Origin of the sequence: Shewanella sp. 10N.286.52.E4, from assembly GCF_041468785.1 — a bacterium.
GTDB classification, from domain to species: Bacteria; Pseudomonadota; Gammaproteobacteria; order Enterobacterales; family Shewanellaceae; genus Shewanella; species Shewanella electrodiphila.
The window spans coordinates 31,356-52,044 of record NZ_JBFRJJ010000031.1; the positions used below are offsets into that span (position 1 = coordinate 31,356).

The window sequence follows — 20,689 nt, forward strand, 5'->3', positions numbered from 1 at the left end:
TTTAGTATTGGTAATCGAATTGCAGAGTGAATTCTGTTCCAGGCTCTTTTGCGTATACCACCACGTCTTGCTGATCGTATTCGGTAGTTTCGCCTAGGATATTCTTCACTTTAAATTTCACCCCAAAGCTTTCTGTTGGCAGGTAGCTGTATGTGAAATCTAAACTATGAAAAGGTTGCTCATAAACATCATCTAACCCGCCGCGTCCGCCATAAGCAATACGTTCACCAAACACGTTGTATACCAGTGTCGCACTATGTGATTCATTGGCTGAATCATAGCTAAACTGCATGTTGGCAACCCACTCAGAGTGACCTGTCATGCGGCGCTTATTATTAGTTGGGTCAATCTCACCATTCGCTAAGATTTCAATTTCTGAATCACTTAAGGTTAAGTTACCCGCGACAAAGAAGTCTTCCCAGAATCCGCCTTCTGTGCCGATAAAGCCAAGGTCATGTAAAAACTCGGTTTCGATACCATAAATAACGCCTGATTCAGCATTGTAAAACTTGAGCTGACGACCGGCTTCAGAAATACGTTGAATCGCTTCAATCGGGGCATCGACGTCTTTGTAGAAACCGCCAACACTTAAGTTTGCGCCATCTTCTGAGTAGTATTCCCAACGTAAATCCAAGTTATAAATATCAGAGCTTTCAAGCTCTGGGTTACCGAAGAAATCAAAACCAGTAATAGGGTCTTGGAAACGTACTGGCGCAACTTCACGTAAGTCAGGGCGCACCAATGTTTTACTTGCACCAAATCGCCACTGACTCACATCAGATGATTTCCAGGTTAACGACATTGATGGGAACCAGCCATCTTCAGCGATAGCATAGTCTTCCATGTCATAACGGCCACCTTCATCTGAGATTTCGCCATCAGGCGTTAGTGGTAATGTCACTCGGCGGAAATCTTCATAGCGAACACCAGCAACAAAGCGCCATACGTCATCAAAGTCGATATCAAGGTTAACAAACCCTGCATCAATCATTTCTGCGGCAATGTAATCTTCGGTGTCTGTTGAAGCATCTTTAAGTTCTAAATCAAGTGTGTCATTGGCAATATTGTCATCAGAGAAAATATTATCAAAATCAGTCGATAGGATGTCGCCATTAGGATCGGTTGGACTTAAGCCAACATCAAAACCTAAACGTGTTGCATAGCTTTCACGGGTGCGCTCAAAGTATTCGTAACCACCACTAATTTTTAGCACGTTCATGCCAAATTCAAACGGTAGAGTTAAATCGAACTTGTAATTTTCGGTATTATCATCAAGGCGGCTATAAACATATTTAGGCGCATCTTGAGTATTCAAGTTACGGCTTGTCATGTTATTAGCATCATCAAACAATACGTTATAAGTGTACGAAAGCTCATTAGGTGCATAACGCTTAGAGCTTGCGTTTGAATACATCCAATTAGCTTCTAAGTCCCATAGATACTCAAAGAAATGGTTACCCTGAATTTGGTTACTAATCAGATTACGTTCTTCATAAGCCACATCGTAAACTTGCAGAGCATTAGGCTCTGAAATCGTATCGATGGTTTCTTCAATTGCCACAGATACATCATCTGAAGTGTCGCGCAGGTAAGTTGAGAAGGTTTGAATTTTATGGTCGTAACCAATTTCTAAACCTAAATTGAGCATGCCAGACATTTGCACAATCGAATCGGTACCCATAACATCTTTTGAGTTTTCGATTTGCACGTTGTCAGCATCACCGGCTAATTCCACTTCCGTTTTGGTGTAGTTTTCAGCTTGTTTCTTATAAGAAACTGCCGACATTGCGCCAAAAATAATGTCATCAGTAATATCCCAGCGATCGCCAATAGCGATGTTACCGCGAATACCTGGGTCAGTGCTTTCAGTAAATACCGTCATATCACGATACATATCACTGGCTAACCCACGGTTAATTTCCTGCGCCTCGGCAAAATCAATGGTACCGTTTGAACCAGTCACGATATCAATTGGGCTGATCCCGCCATACATATTATTGACATCATTAATGCTGTTAGGCATTGAACGAGTGCCGTCATCTTGGCCCATCCAATCATCACCACCACCGTTATAAGTGAAAGTGTCATCAGAATCGTTGGTGTTGTAACGGCCACCCAAAGACACTTTAAAAAAGAAGTCTGCAGGTATGGATTTAGTGCGAATATCAACATGACCACCACCAAAAGCTGCTGGCGTACTGGCTGTACTGGCTTTTTGTACTGATAGTGACTCAATAATAGAGGCTGGGAACATATCCAGCGGTACCACGTTACGAGTTGGGTCTGGTGATGGCACAACCGCACCATTTAAAGAAGTACTTGAATAGCGTTCGCCCAAACCACGTACGTAAATAAACTTGCCATCTTTTAGTGTCAAACCGGTCACACGGCGCAGCGCTGCGGCGGCGTCACTGTCACCGGTGCGAGAAATTTGGTCTGCACCCATGATGTCAACAACCGTTGGTTGTTCACGACGTTCTTCAACTGCTGCTGAAGCAGAAGTGCGCAAGCGACCCGTTACAGCAATCACTTCAATTGGGAAATCTTCACCTGGATCAACTGCAGGCGTTTCTTCCGAGTAAGCTGGTAGCGTTGTAAAAAGAGAGGCTGCAGAAATGGCAGTGACAACAGCTAGACTTAGCTTGTTAGCGATAAAACTCGGCTTGGTTTTCATAGCGTTTTTCAATCCTGTACACAGTTCAGGTTGCGCCTTCGTCTTGGGAAACTCTATTTACATGGCTTACACAGACGAGGCAGAAAGTATTGTATTATTGACTCAATATCACTTACTTAAACCCTGAGATAAGGGTTTAAATTAATGCCAGCAAGCACTGCTTGCTGGCATTATCAGGGCAGATTTACTTGATAAATGCCCAACCTTCACGCCAGTCAGTCTGGCCATCGAATGCACCGATATAATCAGTTGATTCGAAGAAAGTATCAGTCGTGCTCATATCAAGACCAGTACCCAGTAACACAGTGTCAGTACCTGCTGGCATGCCATCTGTTAATGTGACTTCTTGTGCAGAGTTACCTGTTTGCGCTAGGAACCACTCTTCGGTATCAACCGCATCAGTTGTCGCATCATTATCTGAGCTGTATTTAAATGGCTCGTTACAATCGATTACTGAGTGAGAAATCATTAATGAACCATCATTAACATTGTCAACAAGACCGGCATACGTACCGTCTAGCTCTAGACACTCACCTGATTCAGTCTCCGAAGTTGAACCTTTACGACCTTGAATCAATAGGTTGTGGATTGACGCTGCTGTAGCAACACGAAGGATAATCCCTTCACCTTTGTCGCCACTGGCATTTTCAATGTCAGTACCTGGAAGGATGGTCACGTTAGAGATAGTTGGGTTAGACACTGGTGTATCGTCAGTTCCTTTATGGCTATCACCTTCAAAACCACGGTTTGCTTGACCATCTTCATGAGTGATATACACATATTGTGCTTTACCCTGCCAGCCATTAGTCCAATCTAAGCTGTCATCGAAGTTGTCAGTTAAGTAAACATATTTAAGGTTGACTGCACCGCCCCAGAACTCAACACCATCATCGCCATTAGCGTGAACTTGGATATGGTCAACTTGCGTACCGCTACCTACTGCCGCAAATGAGATACCGTTCATTTCTTGAGTATCGTTCACTTTAAAGCCAGCATACTTAACTACCACATAGCTGATTTGACCGCTGTTATCAGCATTGTCGTTACCGCCGTATGGGAAGTCGCCCACTTCGAATGAAGCATCACATGCATCTTTATCAGGACAAGTATTGGTTTCGCCGTTACCAAGAAGTACTAAACCACCCCATTGGCCACGCTCACCTTCTGCACCCGCAATCACATCTTGCTGCGAAGTCATCACGATTGGATGTTCAGCACTACCTTGAGCCATGATTTTTGAGCCACGGCTAATCGCGATGTAGCTGTTATCTGTTGCAAATAACTGAGTACCAGCTTGAATGGCTAATGTTGCTGAGTCAGTTTTATCACCGCCAACAACCACTGCACCGCCATCCACTTTATACATCACGTTTTGACCAGCAAGCAGTGTTGTATTCGTGGTGATGTTACCTTCGATTGAACAGACTAAAGTCACGCTGTCATCTTTATAAAGGCCTGCAACCACATCTTCTGCAGTTGTGCCAACTGGGCAAGATGTTAATACTGGTAATTCAGTTGGCGCTGGCGCTGCGTCTTCATGAATCGCAGTTGTCCAGCCCGTAGTCCAATCAGTTGTACCGTCGAATGCACCGATATACTCAGCATCCATTAAACGGTCATCCATGTTAGCTAAATCTGCTGCACCGCCAGTTAATGCCACTGAAGATGAGTTAGGCATGTAACCAGTTAGGTCAGATGCACCCGCTAGGTTACCTTCTTGTTCAAGGAACCATTGCTCAACGTCAAGTGCAAGTTCGCGACCTTCATCAGCATCTGGTTTTGCATTTTTAAACGGCTCAACACAGTCGATTAAGCTGTTTTGCATGTTTAAGTTGCCAGCTTCTGCAGTAATAACTGTGTTGTCATCATTCACTTCTAAACACTCGCCAGATGCCACATCACCTTTAACCAGCATGTTGTAAGCGTCTACTGCAGTGCCTTTACGGAATAAGATACCTTCAGCATCATCGCCGCCACTGTTAGTGCCATTAGCCACTTGAATAGTAAAGTTAGCTAAAGTTGGACGAGATTGAGGTTCTGCGTCTGCGCTGCTGTTACTGTCAGCTTCAATACCACGGTTAGAACCGTTATCTTCTTGACGGATATATACGTGTTGCGCGCTACCTTGCCAACCGTTTGTCCAGTCTAAAGAATCATCAAAGTTTTCAGTTAACACAACGTGAGAAAGCGATACGTTACCGCCCCAGAACTCAACACCATCATCGTTATTTTTATGAATTTGGATATGGTCAACAGTTGTGCCCGCACCGACTGCTGCAAAGCTGATACCGTTCATTTCTTGTGTATCGTTGATTTTAAAACCACCGAACTCAACGCGAACATATTGGATAACACCTGAATTATCTTCAGTGTCATCACCACCGTAGCTGTGACTTCCTACTTCAAATGCAGCATCACAACTGGTTAAATCAGGGCATGAGTTAACTGGTGCGTTACCTAAAACAACTAAGCCGCCCCATTGACCCGCTTGACCTTCTTGACCCAATGCAGATTCAAGTGATGTAAATACGATAGGTTCATCTTCTGAACCTTCTGCCATGATTTTAGAGTCACGACTAATCACTAGGTAAGACTCACTGCCACCCACAATTTTAGTGCCTGGCATGATAGATAATTCAACTGAATCGGCTTTATCGCTACCAGCGATAACAGCGCCATCTAGCATCCAAACAACATCGTTACCAAGAATAATATTGTCACCATCTTGGCCGCCAACATTCACTGTCGATGCAGCAGTAGAAGGTGCTAATGTGCCTGACAATACCCAAACTTCTTTACCGTCGATTGCTGCAATAGTTGCACTCTTCTCAGCAAAACCACCGTAAGCAGCTTCCTGTTCTGAAATGTCAGGAGTTGTAGGACCTGGGTTAGTTGGCGTTTCACCGTCTGAACCTGTATCGATATTAATGTCACCACCACAACCAGCAAGTAGCAAAGTTGCAGAAAGTGCTGCAGATACAGCATTAAGTTTAAAAATGTTTTTCAGTTCCATTGTCATCTCCGAGGACGGATTTAAGCGTGTTAAGTAATTCGGCTGGACGACAAACTAACCCTCAAAAATGACAAAAAGACTGCGTAAAAATGACAACAACATTTCATTAACATGAAGTAAATATTAAAATCGAATATAGACAATGACTTACAACTTGATACAGCTTGTTTTTTATTGTCACATTATTAACAATTATTTTACTGAGGTAACGTTTGGTACAACTTTAGAGGGGGCGACTGGAGGAAAAATAAACTAAAACTCAGGTGAAAAACTTAAAAATAGACCTACATCTGACCTAAAATAGACAGTCTATATTGTCTGAAAATGACAATATTATGACTGTCGAAACAGGTTCTTTAAGATGAAGTTATAAATGATTAAGTTAAATAACAAAACTAATCACCTTTAGATTTACGGTATCAATCAACGTTCATCACGAAAAGAAACCTGTAGATAACAGATTTAATCGATTAGTACCGATTTAAAAAACGAAAGAAACCACGTAAATGATGCCATATTGATGGTGATATTATTCATTTAGTCAATATTTTACTTAAGCTTATTTGTGCTTTACCATAACATTAGCAACCGTTAATTTTAGTGCTATTAATATTAACTGCTTACAATATTCAAAATATAAACTGATACTTCAACTGTCATTTTTCAGAAACGAACAGACTTGGTTCATTTCCCCAAATTAGAAGTTCACAGCATCATTCACATCAAGGACAAGGAATGTTATTCAATACAAATAAGTCACTCACACAACGCACAACTGGCAAAGGCTTTACCCTGATTGAGTTAGTGGTGGTGATTATAATTCTTGGTATTTTAGCAGTCGTTGCGGCGCCAAAGTTCATCAACCTACAAAGTGATGCCAAAATCTCTACCGTTCAAGGTGTTAAAGCGGCAATACAATCATCGCTGGATTTAGCCTACTCACGGGCAGCCATTGATGGCGTTGAAAAAGACGACCGCAGTGTAATTGATTACAATGGTGAAGTGATTGAGATGAAGCTTGGCTATCCAGAAGCATTTGGTGAAAATGCGGGTGGCGGCTTACCACAAATGTTGGAAATAGGCTCTGAAATTGATTTCTGTTTTGGTAGTGGAACCTGTACACCTAATGTTGAAGTTGGTTCGTCTAATGTTCGCTATGGTTATGATTTAGATGATGAAACGATAAACTGTCATGTTCGTTATATTGAACCAACTGGCACCAATGGTTCAGATACCACTTATACGTTAACGGTTGATATTTCAGGTTGTTAGCCACCTATGAGGTTTTATGTAGATAAAAAATAGGTTTAGCCGTTCAAGCTAAGCCTATTTTTTGTTAACAAGCCCTACTAAATCGCTGCTTTATCTTGCGTTTTCCATTGTACGGCCAATAACCCCAGCACCACCGCCACACCAATAACGCCTGTGCCAAATGGATTAAACAACACCCAAGGGACAGTGGCGATTGCAACCAGTCGTTCAACCGTTGAAAGCGGACGTAAAAGGTAACCTTCAATCGATATCGCAATAGCCACGATAATGCTAGCGGTCTGAATAATCGCAAAGGTAAATGCCATCATGCCTGCATCAGGATTAAGCAAATCGGTATAGGCCATCATAATTGGGATTATGAACAAGCCACCTGCTAGCTTAAATGCCTCAACAGATGACTTCATTGGGTTGGCATTTGCCACCCCAGCTCCCGCAAATGCAGCCAGCGCAATCGGTGGAGTTACATTTGAAGTTTGCGATAACCAGAACACAATTAAGTGCGCTGTTAATAATGGCAAACCAAAGTCACCCAACATTGGCACTGCCATTACTGCCAGTACAATATATGCTGCAGTCACAGGTAATCCCATGCCTAACACTAATGCCACTATGCTAATTAACCCAAGCGCCACCAGCATGTAACCGCCCGAAAAGTCCATTACAAATTGAGTAAACTGTAGCCCAATACCGGTTTGCCCTACTACACCAACAATGATGCCAGCGGCGCCACAGGCAACTGAAATTGGCAGCGCTAATAACGCACCATTTTTCATGCCTTCGATAAACTTTTTAAGACCTATTCGGCTGTGTTTACGCAGTGCTGCTGTCACTAAAATTGCCGCGCAGCCTGCAACCCCTACTAGCAATGGTGAGTATGCCATCATCAATAATGACGTGATGATAGCGAGCGGAATAAGGTGATGAGCGCCGTGTTTCATTACCTCAATGACGGCCTCAGTGCGACTTGCCGCTTTTAGGTTCAACTTGCACGCCATTAAATGCACATAAAGTAAGGTACAGAAGAAATACAAAATGGCAGGCGCAATGGATGCCAACATGATTTCACTGTAAGGCACACCAGTAAACTGCGCCATCACAAACGCACCTGCGCCCATAATCGGCGGCATAATTTGACCACCTGTTGAAGCCGAGGCTTCAATCCCAGCAGACTGCTCAGGCGTATAACCCAGTTTTTTCATCATTGGAATCGTCACTGCGCCAGTGGTTACTGTGTTTGCAATTGCCGAACCTGAAATTGAACCTAATCCAGCAGATGCCAATACAGCCGCTTTTGCAGGGCCGCCGCGATATTTACCTGCAATCGAAAAAGCTAAATCAATAAAGAATTTACCTGCGCCAGTGACCTCTAAAAATGCACCGAACAGTACAAAAATAAACACGGTTGTCGCCGCAATACCCAAAGCAGAACCGAAGACACCATTAGCAGAATAGATTTGGAATTGAATCAACTCTTGTAGTGAATACGCCTTAGTCGCCATTGCTCCTGGCAAGAGATCACCAAAGCCACTATAAGCTAAAAATACGCCAGCAATCAGCACCATCACCCAACCAACGGTACGTCGACAACCTTCTAATAATAAGAGTAATAATGCACTACCTGCGACTAAGTCGGCTGTACCTAAACCATAAAGCAAATGGTCAATATCGTTATAGTCAAAAATCGACATCCGATAACCGGCAAACACGGTCACGCCACACAACGCAAGATCAAATACCCTGCCAAGCATATAGCCTTTTTTACGACGATTTTTAACTAATGGATAATGTAAAAAAATCAGAATCAACACCCAACACAAATGAACGGGGCGAAAATAGGTTGCTGATATCGTTGAGGTAATACCTTGCCATATTTGAAATGATGATAAGAGTACTGCGATAACTAGCGTAGTGTAGCCAATAATTTTAACGGTTCTTTCATAAGGAAGAGCGCTGGCAACACCTGCGTCAATATCGACCTGTTGCTCATTATCCCCACTCACATACTGCTCGGCTTTTTTGCCCTGTTCTTGGGTCATAGTTTTTCCTCTTTGCCAATGATTGAGTTAAGCCACAATCAATGACCTAAATATACAAAGGCAACATTACGTTGCCTTTGTCTTTTTCACGTTCACCTAAAGGTGTTATAACGACCTAGAAAACTAAGTTAGTTTACTTAATGCTATCTAAATACTTTTGCGCACCAGGATGTAATGGTACACCTTGTAGTCGTTCAGCATTTTCAGGTGTTGTCGCTTCTGCAACCTTAACCACTTTTTGCACTTCTGACATGTTCTCAAAAGCTGCTTTAGTTAAATTAAACGCCATTTCATCGCTCATTTTGGCGCTAACTACAATCACGTTCCACACACTTAATGTCGGCACTGCGCCTACATTGTTGTATACATCAGCAGGAATGGTGTAATTACTGTAAGCAGGATTTTTATCAATGAAAGAGGCACTTTCATCTGCCGATACAGGAATAATGCTCACTTTATGAGTTAACGCCACTTGAGTAACCGCGCCAACACCTTGCCCGCCAACAATAAAGCCAGCATCAATTTGGCCATTGGCTAATGCATTGGTCGTTTCTGAATAGTTTAGGTACACCGCTGTGATGTCTTTTTTCACATCAATACCAATAGACTCAAGTAATGCAGCAGAGGTCACCGCTGTACCACTGGCAGGAGCGCCTAAAGAAATACGCTTACCTTTAAGGTCGGCTAGTGAAGTAATACCAGACTTTTCAAGACTGATTGCGTGAACTAAATTTGGATATAGTGCAAATAAGGTATTCACAGGCATAGCACTTCTGAACTTACCTTCACCTTTATAAGCATCAAGCACAACATTGCCCATCGCGATCCCAGCAATCATATCGCCGCGAACCACTTTAATGGTATTTTCAACAGAAGCGGCTGTCACCTCTGCTTTCACATTAACCTCTGGGACTTTATCAGACCACACTTTCGCTAACGCACCACCAAATGGGTAGTAAATACCACTTTGGCCACCAGTACCTATTGAATAGTTTTCTGCTTGAACCGCAGATGGCAATATTAATAATATCGCTAAAACTAATGCACGATGAAACATAGCCTTCCCCTTAATTTCAATCACGTCCTAATATTAGGATATGATTAAAAACCTTTGTTTATTAATAACTTTTTGTTAACAGTTACGATTTAATTAGCCATCGATAATCACTTATGAGGTAGGCAAAGTCAAGGTGTAGAATAGTCGTAAGAGTTTAGTATTATCTAGACCGAGATCGTCAACAAAGAATGAGAGCTTTTTATGAAACACTAAAAATAAAACAGTAAAAATAAAACAGTAAAAATAAAACAGTATCGGCAACATGTTTTTATGGCTTAAATTAACTTTGATAAAGCAACAAGATCATTTTATACACCCGTTCTCATTCAGCTGAACTGATGACATGTAAGGAATGCATTATTGAGCGGCTCAATCTCAATGAAATCTCATTAACGACATGAAGGCTTATTCAGCTTGATAAAGTGTTTGGCATTGTTCAGGTTTTACCTTAACGGTTTTTGATTTCGGCTTAGACTTTTGTTTGGATTTGGACTTGTATTTAGGTTGCTTACTCGCTTCATTTGACGCCAATATTTGTTTGCGCCACCAATCAAGCTCATCACAACCTGTGCCCGTTGGTGGCGCTTTTTGGTTTTGACATAATGCATCATTTTCAGGGCAAGCCAAACGCACATGCATATGAAGAGAGTGTCCCCACCAAGGGCGCACTTTAATCAGCCAACTGTCATCTTGCCAGTCCATATTGCACAGTTGCTGTTTGATTGCTGGATTAACAAAAATCCGCGCAACCTCGCTAGACTCAGCTGCTAACCTGATCATAGTGCCGTGATGATCTTGCCAATCTTGATTAACGTTAAATGCCGACTTATCAACAAGATCTAACTTCTGAGGGGTTTCTCTGGCATCTTTTGTCAATGTCTGCTCAGCGTGGCGAAACCAAATATCTGCATCAAGCCCAACTTGGTGACTTGAATGACCCGATTCAAAATTACCACCGCGAGCCATCGAGATATCACCAATCAAAATATCATTCATCCCTGCTGCTTGGGTCTGTTTAGCAAAATTAGTAATAAAGGCCACTAATTGAGGGTGGCCATAATAGCGATGACGCTCTGTGCGTATCACCTGATAACCTTCACCTATCAAGGGTAATGCCTTTGCCCCTGCCAGACAGCCATTGGCATAAGAACCAATCGCTGCAACCTTACCTAAAGATGGAGTATCAAATTTACTCCATTTCATCTGTTGAGCGAAAACTGCAGGGATAGATATAGAGATTAGAATAGTGCCAATAAGTAGTGCGTTTTTCGGCAGAAATACTTTGAACAAATATGACATGTGCAGCACCCTTTTACACTTCAGATGATGAAAAACATAAACAAATTAAGCTTTATCTTTATAAAGTCTAGCAAGAAAATAAGACCGTGAAGTCAGCCTGTTCGGCATTAAGAAGAAGGAGTTGAGAAAAAGGAGTTGAGAAAAGGAAATAAGAAATTAAAAAGGCATTATCATTTTTTAAATGATAATGCCTATATTGCCATTAACTGCAAAGGTAACTAATTGAATTAACTTGCCTCATTACCCTATCGAACATTATTCCCTTTTGGTATTTCATTTCTATACAACCACTGATACATCGTCGGTAATACCAACAGCGTCAGTGCAGTTGAGCTAAACAAGCCACCGATGATCACCACGGCTAACGGTTGTTGAATTTCGCTGCCGGCACCTGATGACATTAAGATGGGGATTAACCCTAGTGCAGAGGTGAGCGCGGTCATTAGCACTGGCCGCAATCGACCAACCGTGCCTTCATAGACACTCTCAAATAAGCTCTCATCACCTTCCATATTTCTAACATGTGCACGTCGCTGATTAATCGCGTCTACTAGTACCACGCCGTTTAACACCGCCACCCCAAATAAGGTGATAAAACCGATAGAACTCGGCACGGACAAATAGGTGCCTGTACTATATAAAGCAACCACCCCACCAATTAGCGCCAGTGGTACATTCGCCATAATTAAGCCAACCTGTTTGATTGAACCGAACGAGAAATATAGCAACAAGGCAATTAATACTATGGATACTGGCACTACTAACATCAGCTTTTGTTGCGCGCGTTGTTGGTTCTCGTATTGACCACCAACCACCACAGTGTAACCTGCTGGTAACTCTGCCTTTGGCACTATGGCATAAATGTCATTCACCACTGAGCCCATATCACGTCCCGATACATTAGCTTGTACTACAACGCGGCGCTGCACATCATCACGGCGAATATTCGGTGGCGCCATTTCTACGCCTACTTGCGCCACATCGCCTAAACGAACTTGCGCGCCATTGGCACCACGTAATATCAAATCTCTAAGTGCATCGGGTGAGCTGCGGTAAGTTTCAGCTAAACGCACATTGATATCATAGCGGGCATTACCGTCAATGACCTGTCCTGCACTCACACCACCAATACCTTGACTCACTAGGCTCATCACTTGATCGACACTAATACCGTAACGCGCCAATTGCTCTCTTAATGGCCTAACGACCAATTGAGCCTCACCGCTGACTTGCTCAAGCGACACATCTACCGCGCCTTCAATCTCACTAACAAGCTCAGTAAGTTGCTGCCCCTTTTCAGACAAGACATTAAGATCAGGCCCAAAAACTTTAATCGCTAATTGAGCTTTCACTCCTGATAAGAGTTCATCAACGCGGGTAGCAATAGGTTGTGAGAAGGTAAACAGCAAACCTGGGAAAACACTTAATTCGTCTTCCATTAAGTGCTGTAGCTCAAAACGATTTTCGGCACTTTGCCACTCATCAACAGGTTTTAAGCCGATGTAGATTTCAATGTTACTCACCGGCTCAGGGTCGCCGCCAAGTTCAGGTGCGCCAATACGACTTAAGGCATATTCTACCTCTGGGAATGCCATCAATATTGACTCTATTTTCGGCGCTATATCTAACGATGTCGCCAAACTTGCAGTTGGAGCAAGCGTCACCCGCAGGTTAATAGTGCCCTCTTCAAGTTCAGGTACAAACTCAGTGCCAAGTTTTGGCACTAGCAGCATACTAGCGATAAATAATGTAGCAGCAGTTCCCATTACAGTTGCAGGTTTATGCATTACCGCCAAAAGCAACTGCCGATACCCTTGCTCAATTGGCGTCAAGATTGGGCTTTGCTTGAGGGTGACACCGCGATTAAACAAGTACACCGCCATTGCAGGAACAGCAATCAGCGCAACTAACAATGCAGATATCATCGCTAAAATAATACTTACCGCCATTGGCTGAAATAGCTTGCCTTCAACCCCTTCAAGCGCAAATAGTGGCGCGAACACCACGATAATAATCGCAGTAGCAAAAAAGATTGGGCTGCACACTTCATTAGCCGCTCGCATGACTTTATCCGCTGTTGGATCTGAACTGTTTTCCTCTTGAGTTAATTGTTTAAAAATATTCTCAACCATCACTACTGAGCCATCAACCAACATGCCAATAGCTACCGCTAGGCCACCAAGCGACATTAAGTTAGCCGACAAACTAAAGTAATACATGATCATTAACGCTAACCCAATCGATATAGGAATGGATAGCAGCACTAATAGCGTGGCACGTAAGTTCACCAAGAATAAAGCCAGAATAACCACAATAAACACAAAGGCCATTAACAGTGCATCAATCACAGTAGTAACCGCTTGCGTAACTAAATCCGATTGGTCATAAAACACCTCAAATGAGACGCCTTTTGGCAGTGCTTGTTCAATTAAACTAACGCGCTTTGAAATGCCATCAATGGTGGCTTTGGTATTCGCGCCCATGCGTTTAAGTACGACGCCAGCAACGACTTCGCCCATGGCATTGACTTCGGTTTTGCCATTTACTGGATTTTGCTCTTTACGGGTAAAAGTAACCGCCCCTACACGGATTTCACGGCCATATTCCACCTTGGCGATATCAGTAACACGAACTGGCGTCCCCGCGACCTCTGTTAATGGAATTTGCCCTATCGCCTTTAAGCCCGCATGACCCGATGGCAATAAACCATAACCACGTACAACCAGCTGCTCTTGACCTTGGGGCATAAACCAACCACCCGCATTACGGTTATTGCTTTCGAGCGCTTCGGTGACCTGGGGCATAGATAAGCCGTAGCTTAATAATTTATTCGGGTCGACTTGCACTTGGTATTGGCGAACATCACCACCAAATGACAACACCTCTGTCACCCCTTCTACTGGCATTAAAATCAGCTTCACTAAGTAATCATTAATACTACGAAGCTCTGCTGCATCAACGCCTGACGCTGGGGTTGCCCGTAAAATATACTGATAAACTTGCCCTAACCCAGAAGTATTGGGGCCAATCTCAGGTACACCAACGCCATCTGGGATCATTTCTTTAGCCGCTTGTAACTGCTCAAACACCTGCTGACGAGCAAAATAAATATCGGTGCCTTCAGCAAAAACCACTGTAACTATCGACAATCCAGTGCGAGATAATGACCTTACCTCAGTGACTTCAGGTAAGGCGTACATAGCCGATTCCACGGGGTAACTGATCAGTTTTTCAACTTCTTCAGCAGCGAGCCCCTCGGCTTCAGTGTTCACTGTCACTTGCACATTGGTTACATCAGGAAATGCATCCAAGTTTAATTTGGGCAGCATGAATACGCTGGCGGCAACAATAAATATCAATGCCAAGCCCACTAGCAATCGGTTTTTCACCGCTGCTTCAATTAATTTCTGTAGCATTAGTGGCCCCTAGTGGTTATGGATATCAAAACCTGCTTTCGCAAGTTCAGAAGCTAAAAGAAAAGCACCACTCACCACCACTCTAGTGTTGGCAGCAATCCCCGTTACCATATTCATCCCACGTTGGCTTTCAACTACCTCAACTTCAATCGCTTCAAAACCATCAGCATCTTGCATAAACACCTGCCAATGCCCATCAGATCCTCGTGTTAAAGCGGCATCAGGTAATATCACTCCACCACTCAATGCACTTGGTAAGTACAACTCAGCAAATTGACCTGCATGTAATCTATATTTGCTGTTATCAATGCTTACGAGCACTTGTTCAGTTCGGGTAACCAAATCAAGTTCATGTGAGCGGCCAATAATAGTGCCCTCAATAGATAAACCATCGACTTTAACTAAAGCTTTATCGCCTCTGCTAATCCCCTCCGCTTGGTGTGCTGACAACTGAGCCTGAACCCACAAGTGTGATTCATCGGTAAGCTGCATTAACGGTGTTCCACCAGCGGATACCTGACCTAACATGGCAATATCCTGCTGCACACGGCCATTAATTGGTGCTAATAATTGATAACGGCCAATGGATTCTGGCTGGTTAACTAAAGCGTTAATTTGCGCGCGAGTCATTTTTAGCGCTTCAAGATTCGCGCGGGTGAGCTCTGCTTGTACTTGCGCCTCTAAACGTTGGCTTTCACTCACCGTGTTTTGGCTCATACGCTTAATCCTGTCCCATTCAGCTGCAGCGTTAATATAATCGGCTTGCGCTTGCGCCACTGCCGCGCCACCTAAGGTCAATAACACTTGCCCTTGTTTCACTAATTGACCCGGCACCACATGTCGCTTTAATACTCTGACATCGAGTTGTGGAGCTAGTGTCATGGTGCGATCGCGATCAACGATTAATGTGGCTGTGGCTACATCATCTAAATTGAATGTGCTGCTGGATAAATTGACGACTTCGATACCTGCGAGCTGTTGCTGCTGCGCTGTTAATACTAAAGCGTCGCTATGTTGTTCATTGGGTTGTTCATTGGATTCTGTAATAAGTTCTTTGTTAGGTTCTTTGTTAATTCCTTTATTAAGTTCTTTGCTAAGTCGTTCGCTTCTTTTACTGCCAGGTTTATAACTAGAACTAGGCTTATCGACCACTGAATCGGTCTGGGAATTTGTTTCTATTTCATTGTGGGCATGTCCATGCTCCGCTGCATCAGCCTGAGCAGCCCACGCCGTGTTTGCTACAGCTAACGATGTCATTAGAGCTAAAGAAATAATCGCTAGTCTAATTTGAGTTAGTGTTAAAAGTTGAGTCTTCATAGTGTTACCTTTCGAGTTGCTACCCGCAGGCAATGTTGCTGTTACAACCACTGCAATATTGCGAATAACGACGGAATACTTTTATTGAAAAATGATTGGGGGAATTGCTTCGCATCCACTTAATTTTTGGAGCTTAATTTTGGAGCTTAATTTTTGAAAGTAATGTTGAATAAAATCCCGCAACTACTGGACCTTTGAACGCTAGAAGTTTGATCGCTAAGCATTTGACCATTAGGTATTTGAACAATAGAAACTGGACCAATAGAAACTCGGTCACTAGCCGCTTTAGCAGAGGAAGTCATTGCACAGAAATGTACAATCAGCGCTGAGGAAAAAATCGATTTTTTCATCATTTATTCTCGTTTCGACAAAGGTCAAAACAGTAAAATTAAGTGATGATTAACAAGCAAAACTTGTGGATTCTGTATAAGCAATATTTATGGCGATGAGCCGCTTGCACTAAACGCAATTCAATACTGTTCGCTAGCTAATGCCCGAGCACTAATTAGTGCCAAGCACAACTGAAAGTATTAATGCGCAAGCATGCACAGCAATATCATCGGCAAAAAAGCCAAACAAGTTTTAAAATTTGCAGAGTTAATCAGTTATAGAGTTAACTGATTACGCAATGGGAGGGCGGTAACTTAGGCGAGCGTCAGGTGGAATATAAGCTTGAATAAAGGTATGGGGCGACTCAGAAATAATGGCCGCAGGCAGTAAATGAGCAACGACATCAATCGTTGCACTATAGCCACCATGGCACTGACAATCTAAACACAATTCATAGCTCTGAGTATCAGAAGATACTATGTGTTCGTGGCGTTCAATGTTTGAGTGAGTATTAAATAAGTGGGCTAAATCATCGCCCTTATCACAGCTATCAGCAGGCGCTGAAAAAACGAGGTGTGAATGGTTTACTTGCTCATTTTCACTTTCACCAAGATGTAATTGATGCTCACCCAAGTTAGTGCTGATAAATTGCAGCAACATAACGGCGACCATTAATTTAGCAAATTGTCTAAACGTGGAAAGTGACAAGTAAAAACCTTTTATTCATAACAATAACGAGCTGAAATAAGTAACTAAAATAAGTAACTAAAATAAGTACTAAAATAAGCAACTAAAATAAATAAAAATGAGCTAACTAGTGTCAGCTAGCTCTCATTCAATATGACCTAGAGTTTAGCTAAAAGTTCTCAATCCACTAGTGAAAAATCTTAAAATATTAATCTAAATCACAATTAAAGTATCAAATTAATTCATTGAATCTAATTGCATTTGTAACTCTTTAGTTATTTCAGTCGTTCTAAAGTCAATATACATTGCTTCTCTCGAACTTGGGTCTATTGTAGCACCTGCTGCTGTTAACAGTTTTTCAAATAGTGCCTCCGTGTTTTCCATTTCAACCAGTGCACAAAGCTGCTTTTGATTATCAAGTCGCGCAAAAGCAATTTCTTTTGTTTTTGCTCCAGTCAAACTTTGTTCAGCGACTTGATTACTGACTCCATAGAAAGAAGATTGAGTTTGCACCTCCAGCCCTTGCTGGATTTGGCTATTCTTAGTTTGATCCATTACTTTAGCTCGAATTTGAATCTGCGTTGCTAAATCAGCTCTTGCATTGGCTATTGCTTGGCCTCTAGCCGCTGACATATTGCCTCCCCATAGCACACAACTTGATGACGCTAACCCAGTTTCACTGGTGGGCATCAACACCCAACTAGGGATTGAGTCGTTGGAATCTAAAGGCATCGATTCTGTTTGAGCCGTACTGTTACAGGCACACAAGAACGTAATTAGTCCGATTATAAATATAAATTTATTCATCATTAATATCCTTATTTGAAAGGTTCCATTGTTGAGTTTGCACTTGGTATCGAGTCACTAATTTACTGACTTTAATCAAGTATTTTTGTGTCTCAGAGTAAGGCAATTCATTAATTAGTGTTTGATACACTTCTTGTGGGGCTAATAGATTTATTTTCTGTACTGCAGGTACTAACTTCATACTTCTGTCGCTATTAAACACCTTAGCGACATTTCCTGCCCCCGTATTATAAGCTGCAGTGATACAATATTGACGGCTAAGTGGATGTTCGATACCCGATAAATATTGAGTGGTTAGAAGTTGTAAATAACTTGCTCCATAAATGATATTTTTCTCGGGTTCAATCAGTATTTCACGCGTGGGCTGTGACTCATAGAGTACTTTATTAGCCACATCTAACCCTGCTGTATGAGGCACAATTTGCATTAAACCAAATGCGGGAATATGTGATTCGGCATCAGATATAAATGAAGATTCCGCTTGAGAAATAGCTAATAACAAGGATAAATTTATATCTGTAGCAGTTGATTGTTCTATATAGAAAGGAATATATTTTTGTACTTGAAAATATTCGAATTTGTCTGGTAATTGAATAACTTGTTCTTGAATATTTTTATAGCTTGGATTGTTTAACTTATTTTGTTCAAATTGCTGTTCAGCCTTAATTGACCGTGTATTGGTAGTTTCTATAATACTGGCTTTATCTGATTGTGAGTTTTCAATACCAACTTGCGCTAAGGACTGTTCTTTATGAGCGATTATTTGTTTATTAACCACACGCTTCGCTTCCGCTTCTGTAGGCTGTTCCACTAAATCCACAGAATCTGTAGTCAGGAGACGTGCTCCGCTATTTTCAGAGGCCATATCAAGATTATCGATTATTAACTTTGTGTTGGGATCGTTTGATAAACTTTGATATACCGCATTAGGTTCGACTTTCTCGTCAGTAAGGTGTTCAATCTTAACAGTTCTAGTAACGGCATTTATCTTAATTCTAGTTTGAAGGTCCTCAGTGTAAATAACCTCTTCTTCAATAGACGTTTGATCTGGTACTACCCAATCTTGCATTATTTGCTGACGGTATTGATCAAACTCATCTAATTTTTGCTGTCGATAAGCCTCAAACTCGGTATTTTTTTGTATTTGAAATTGTTCAAATTTATTATTTTTGTTTTTTAAATACTCCTGAAACTTACTATTAGCCACTCCATCATTAGCAACAAAAAATATCACTATAAAATATAAAATACGCATCACTTCATCCTTTGAAATAGGTATTAAATTCTTGTCTTGTTAATAAAGCATCCGCAATCGTTTCAGGCTCAAGAGCTGTAACCGCATAAAAACTGGCCTTTTGTAATAACAGTTGGCCCACTAACGCCTCTATTTCATCCGATTTATCTAACATAGATGCTTGCTCTAATTGAGATAAAAGTGTTTTTGTATCTTGGTATTGCTGTCCGTATTCAGTAAAACCAGAAGTTATATTTAAGTTCATACCTTTGGAGCCTAAATTACGATAAGTCATAAAATAAACAAGATTATGATGGTCAAAAAAGAAACTATTGTTTTGCTTTGAAATAGACCCTATGTCATCTTGAGTCAAATTAAAGTCTGTAAATGGAACATCTGGTGAGAAAGCGGATAACACTATACTGCCATGAACTAAACTGTGAACAACTAGCCCTTCAACCCGCAGCTGGCGACTAATGACAGTCATTAAGTATTTATCTTGTTTGTAATATCGATATTGAAGTGTTTGATCCACTGAAGAAATTTTAATGACTTGTGGTACACCTATTTTAGCTTCCACAAAAGGTAAATAGTTACCTACGTTGATACCATTTAATTTTTGCTCTTCTACCCTGTCAGTAAAGTGGGTAATGAAACCTTGATAACCTTCTGTTAATAGCTTCTTTGTTCCATTCCAATTGCCTAGTCCCATTAAAACAAGCGACGAATAAATGATAAATCGCGATAGATTAGCCCAAAAGCCTTTTACTTTAGGCTCAGTTTCAATACTGGAACCTGTAGCAACTTTTGACACTCCTTGCATGAATTTACTCATAAGGAAGGCGCTCTAATTTTGCTTCATTCATAAGATCAACATGGAACAAATCGATACTATCAGCCATAGCTAATTCAAACAGTTCAATTGCCGACTTTCCTCCAAAGGTAACCCCCTTCCCTTTGTAAGTTTTATGCCAAATAGAGCGGTTTTCATGGAGAACCTTTATCGTTAAATAATTGATGGCTGCATCAGCTTTGAGTAGCTCAACTTGATTGTCTATCAAATATGTTATTTCACACTTTTTAGCAGTATTGAACATCATGCCTTGCTGTACTAATTCTTCACTTAATAAGCTTTTTATCTGTTCGCTTTGTTCACCGGATGCCTTAATGCAAGTATTATGCGCAATAAGCTTCTGTTTAAATTGATGTTCCAACTCCGCTTTACCTGCCTGCAAATCTTGTTGAGAAACTTTTATGCCTGAATACACGATACAATTTTGAGGATCAACCCAGCGATCAAATATTGTGGCTCCTTTCAATACTTGCTGACTTTTTTGTAACGCAATGGCTTGATATTTACTTTTTGCAATGGAGTTATGAACAGATATGGCAGTCCTTTCTTCGCTAATGACATGAGTATTAATCAATTTGGATAATGACACTCGCGCAGCTTCATCTGCACGCTTTTCGTCTTGGCTTTTTATCCCGCTACATTGATAGGCACCTGATGCTAACGATATTAAGTCGTTACTTTTTTGACTTACCAC

The 20,689-nt window shown here is 41.7% G+C and carries 13 protein-coding genes; 1 reads left to right on the forward strand and 12 read right to left on the reverse strand.

Annotation, left to right across the window (positions count from 1 at the left end; all coding sequences use genetic code 11):
• Position 1: 1 nt before the first annotated feature.
• On the reverse strand, positions 2 to 2,674 hold the full coding sequence (locus AB4153_RS17135) for a TonB-dependent receptor domain-containing protein (RefSeq protein ID WP_229372539.1): 2,673 nt from the start codon (positions 2,672 to 2,674) through the stop codon (positions 2 to 4).
• Positions 2,675 to 2,858: 184 nt separating this feature from the next.
• Positions 2,859 to 5,687: a hypothetical protein gene (locus AB4153_RS17140; RefSeq protein WP_371998215.1), complete on the reverse strand. Its 2,829-nt coding sequence runs from the start codon at positions 5,685 to 5,687 to the stop codon at positions 2,859 to 2,861.
• Between the two features lie 735 nt (positions 5,688 to 6,422).
• On the opposite strand from AB4153_RS17140, the gene AB4153_RS17145 reads away from it, so the two are divergent.
• A complete protein-coding gene (locus AB4153_RS17145) occupies positions 6,423 to 6,959 on the forward strand; it encodes a prepilin-type N-terminal cleavage/methylation domain-containing protein (RefSeq protein ID WP_102528476.1) in 537 nt (178 codons plus the stop codon).
• A gap of 77 nt (positions 6,960 to 7,036) precedes the next feature.
• On the opposite strand, the gene AB4153_RS17150 is transcribed toward AB4153_RS17145, so the two are convergent.
• The 10 genes from AB4153_RS17150 to AB4153_RS17195 all read right to left on the reverse strand — a co-directional run bounded on the left by AB4153_RS17150 (position 7,037) and on the right by AB4153_RS17195 (position 20,584).
• On the reverse strand, positions 7,037 to 8,995 hold the full coding sequence (locus AB4153_RS17150; RefSeq protein WP_303513917.1) for a TRAP transporter fused permease subunit: 1,959 nt from the start codon (positions 8,993 to 8,995) through the stop codon (positions 7,037 to 7,039).
• A gap of 133 nt (positions 8,996 to 9,128) precedes the next feature.
• The gene (locus AB4153_RS17155; protein ID WP_248956167.1) at positions 9,129 to 10,052 is read right to left on the reverse strand and encodes a TAXI family TRAP transporter solute-binding subunit; all 924 of its coding nucleotides are present in this window, start codon (positions 10,050 to 10,052) and stop codon (positions 9,129 to 9,131) included.
• A 405-nt stretch (positions 10,053 to 10,457) separates the two neighbouring features.
• Positions 10,458 to 11,351: a penicillin-insensitive murein endopeptidase gene (mepA, locus tag AB4153_RS17160; RefSeq protein ID WP_371998216.1), complete on the reverse strand. Its 894-nt coding sequence runs from the start codon at positions 11,349 to 11,351 to the stop codon at positions 10,458 to 10,460.
• A gap of 245 nt (positions 11,352 to 11,596) precedes the next feature.
• Complete coding sequence (locus tag AB4153_RS17165; RefSeq protein WP_371998217.1) at positions 11,597 to 14,767, reverse strand: efflux RND transporter permease subunit; 3,171 nt, start codon at positions 14,765 to 14,767, stop codon at positions 11,597 to 11,599.
• 9 nt (positions 14,768 to 14,776) lie between these two features.
• The gene (locus tag AB4153_RS17170; protein WP_371998218.1) at positions 14,777 to 16,084 is read right to left on the reverse strand and encodes an efflux RND transporter periplasmic adaptor subunit; all 1,308 of its coding nucleotides are present in this window, start codon (positions 16,082 to 16,084) and stop codon (positions 14,777 to 14,779) included.
• A 621-nt stretch (positions 16,085 to 16,705) separates the two neighbouring features.
• Complete coding sequence (locus tag AB4153_RS17175) at positions 16,706 to 17,122, reverse strand: hypothetical protein (protein ID WP_102528470.1); 417 nt, start codon at positions 17,120 to 17,122, stop codon at positions 16,706 to 16,708.
• A 216-nt stretch (positions 17,123 to 17,338) separates the two neighbouring features.
• Positions 17,339 to 17,908, reverse strand: coding sequence for an LPP20 family lipoprotein (locus AB4153_RS17180; protein WP_241906428.1), 570 nt, complete (start codon positions 17,906 to 17,908; stop codon positions 17,339 to 17,341).
• The gene (locus tag AB4153_RS17185) at positions 17,901 to 19,163 is read right to left on the reverse strand and encodes a transglycosylase SLT domain-containing protein (protein ID WP_371998219.1); all 1,263 of its coding nucleotides are present in this window, start codon (positions 19,161 to 19,163) and stop codon (positions 17,901 to 17,903) included. Before AB4153_RS17185 ends, AB4153_RS17180 begins: the two co-directional genes overlap by 8 nt.
• Before the next feature lie 4 nt (positions 19,164 to 19,167).
• Entirely contained in the window at positions 19,168 to 19,977 is an 810-nt protein-coding gene (locus tag AB4153_RS17190) for an ETEC_3214 domain-containing protein (protein WP_371998220.1), read from the reverse strand.
• The gene (locus tag AB4153_RS17195; RefSeq protein WP_371998221.1) at positions 19,970 to 20,584 is read right to left on the reverse strand and encodes a hypothetical protein; all 615 of its coding nucleotides are present in this window, start codon (positions 20,582 to 20,584) and stop codon (positions 19,970 to 19,972) included. The genes AB4153_RS17190 and AB4153_RS17195 overlap by 8 nt, the downstream gene beginning before the upstream one ends.
• Positions 20,585 to 20,689 lie beyond the last annotated feature (105 nt).